Here is a 1,633-nt window from a genome sequence, read left to right on the forward strand (position 1 = left end):
CTGGGGCGGTCCCGGCTGGGGCTGGAGTGGCCCGGGCTGGGGTTGGGGCTGGGGTGGCGTGGGCCTTGGTCTGGCGACCGGCGTTGCGATCGGTGCGGCCACAGCACCCTATTACGGCGGATACCAGGGCTATTATGGCTATCCGTCGTACGGATACGGCTCGCCCTATCCCTATCCCTATCCCTATCCCTATCCCGGCCCTTACGGATACTGAGGGCGGAAGGCCTCTGGCTGTCGGGGGAAAGGACTGGCTGGGGCGGGAGGATTCGAACCTCCGCATGGCGGAATCAAAATCCGCTGCCTTACCACTTGGCTACGCCCCAATCCCGCGACCGCTGGCCGCGTGGCGCTTGATACTGTTATCACGGGGGGTTCGTAAAGGCGTTTATCAGCCGTCGCGGCCCTGACGCCCTTATTCCGAGACCGGCGTTGCGGGATACAGTTGCGCCGTTCAGATCGACGTCGTCTCGGCGGTCGGATCGATATCGACCGCATGAGACGGCATGTCGACGGTCGGGAACAGGTCAAAACGCGCCGCCTTGTCCAGCGCGCCGTCCAGCGCTGCCATCGTGACAGCCAGATCCTCGGACTCATCGCGCATCCAGGCGCGGATGCCCATCGCCCACACCCCAACGACAAGCTTGATACGCACCAACCCGCGAAGGCCCGTCGTCTCGATCCCGGCGGTGCGGGCAAGCCAGGCCATGCTGTCGACGGTCGCGGCACCCAGCAGCGCCGCGAGGGCCGGATCGAACGGCAAGCCTTTGAGAACGGCGGTCACGCCGTCGCGATAATGCTGGAACACGTCGATCCGGCGCATCAGCAGATCGAACAGGCGTTCACGCGCACTGCCGGACAACTGGTCGTCGCGCAGCGCGGACTCGTCGGCCAGACGGCCCAAGCGCATCAGGATCGCCGCCTTGCACGGGAACCGGGACCGGGCTTCATCCAGTGGCAGCCCCGCGTCGCGGGCCGCGTCGACAACCGTCAATCCTCGCCATCCGCGCAGCGCCGCCAGTTCGAGCGCGGCTTTCAGAAGGGCTGTGTCGAAATGCTCGGTGTCGGCGGTCATAATCGGGTTCCAGTAAGCGAAGAATCAGTCTGCCCGGAGGGGCGCATCACAGATAAACGGCCCCGGCACGACGGATGTTGCATCGTCGTGCGGTCAAAATAGGGCGCGGCGGGCGCAGCGCCGACCACGGCCTTCAGGACGCGAGTTCGGCGGCGCGCGCGCGGGCTGCCGCGATCGCGCGGGAAAAAGCGTCGGGTAACGCGTCGGGCGCCATCAGCACGTCCAAGGCAGCCTGCGTCGTGCCGCCCGGACTGGTCACCTGACGGCGCAGATCGGCGGCGTCCTGCGGGTCGCGGGCCAGAAGGGCACCGGCGCCCGCAACCGTCTGGCGGGCGAGAATCCTGGCCAGTTCGGGCGAAAGACCCTGTTCGACCGCCCCTTTCTCCAGCAACTCCGCCACCAGAAACACATAGCCGGGGCCACTGCCCGACACGGCGGTGACGGCGTCGACCTCCTCCTCGTTTTCGACCCAGGCGGCCTCGCCGACCGCCTCGAGCAGGCGCGTGCACAAGGCCCGCTGCGCGTCCGCAAGCCCCGGCGCGCAGGCCACAGTCATGCCCT

At 67.4% G+C, this 1,633-nt stretch carries 2 protein-coding genes, 1 tRNA gene and 1 pseudogene; 1 reads left to right on the plus strand and 3 read right to left on the minus strand.

Annotated features, from left to right (window positions below):
- Positions 1-214 (plus strand): annotated as a pseudogene (locus tag HUK82_RS16405) (hypothetical protein); the annotation flags it as partial.
- A 34-nt stretch (positions 215-248) separates the two neighbouring features.
- Here HUK82_RS16405 and HUK82_RS16410 read toward each other — a convergent pair.
- From HUK82_RS16410 to HUK82_RS16420, 3 genes are all read right to left on the minus strand, one after another.
- Positions 249-323, minus strand: a tRNA-Gln gene (locus tag HUK82_RS16410).
- Positions 324-451: 128 nt separating this feature from the next.
- The gene (locus tag HUK82_RS16415) at positions 452-1,072 is read right to left on the minus strand and encodes a TetR family transcriptional regulator (RefSeq protein ID WP_176614938.1); all 621 of its coding nucleotides are present in this window, start codon (positions 1,070-1,072) and stop codon (positions 452-454) included.
- Between the two features lie 133 nt (positions 1,073-1,205).
- A partial coding sequence (locus HUK82_RS16420) for a pyrroline-5-carboxylate reductase dimerization domain-containing protein (RefSeq protein WP_305144420.1) occupies positions 1,206-1,633 on the minus strand: 428 nt, incomplete at its 5' end.

The sequence above is a fragment of the Ameyamaea chiangmaiensis genome (assembly GCF_013376175.1).
Taxonomy (GTDB): domain Bacteria; phylum Pseudomonadota; class Alphaproteobacteria; order Acetobacterales; family Acetobacteraceae; genus Ameyamaea; species Ameyamaea chiangmaiensis.

Coding starts and splice junctions, on each gene's coding strand:
- HUK82_RS16415 (WP_176614938.1), bottom strand. CDS start 1,072: ATGACCGCCGACACCGAGCATTTCGACACAGCCCTTCTGAAAGCCGCG.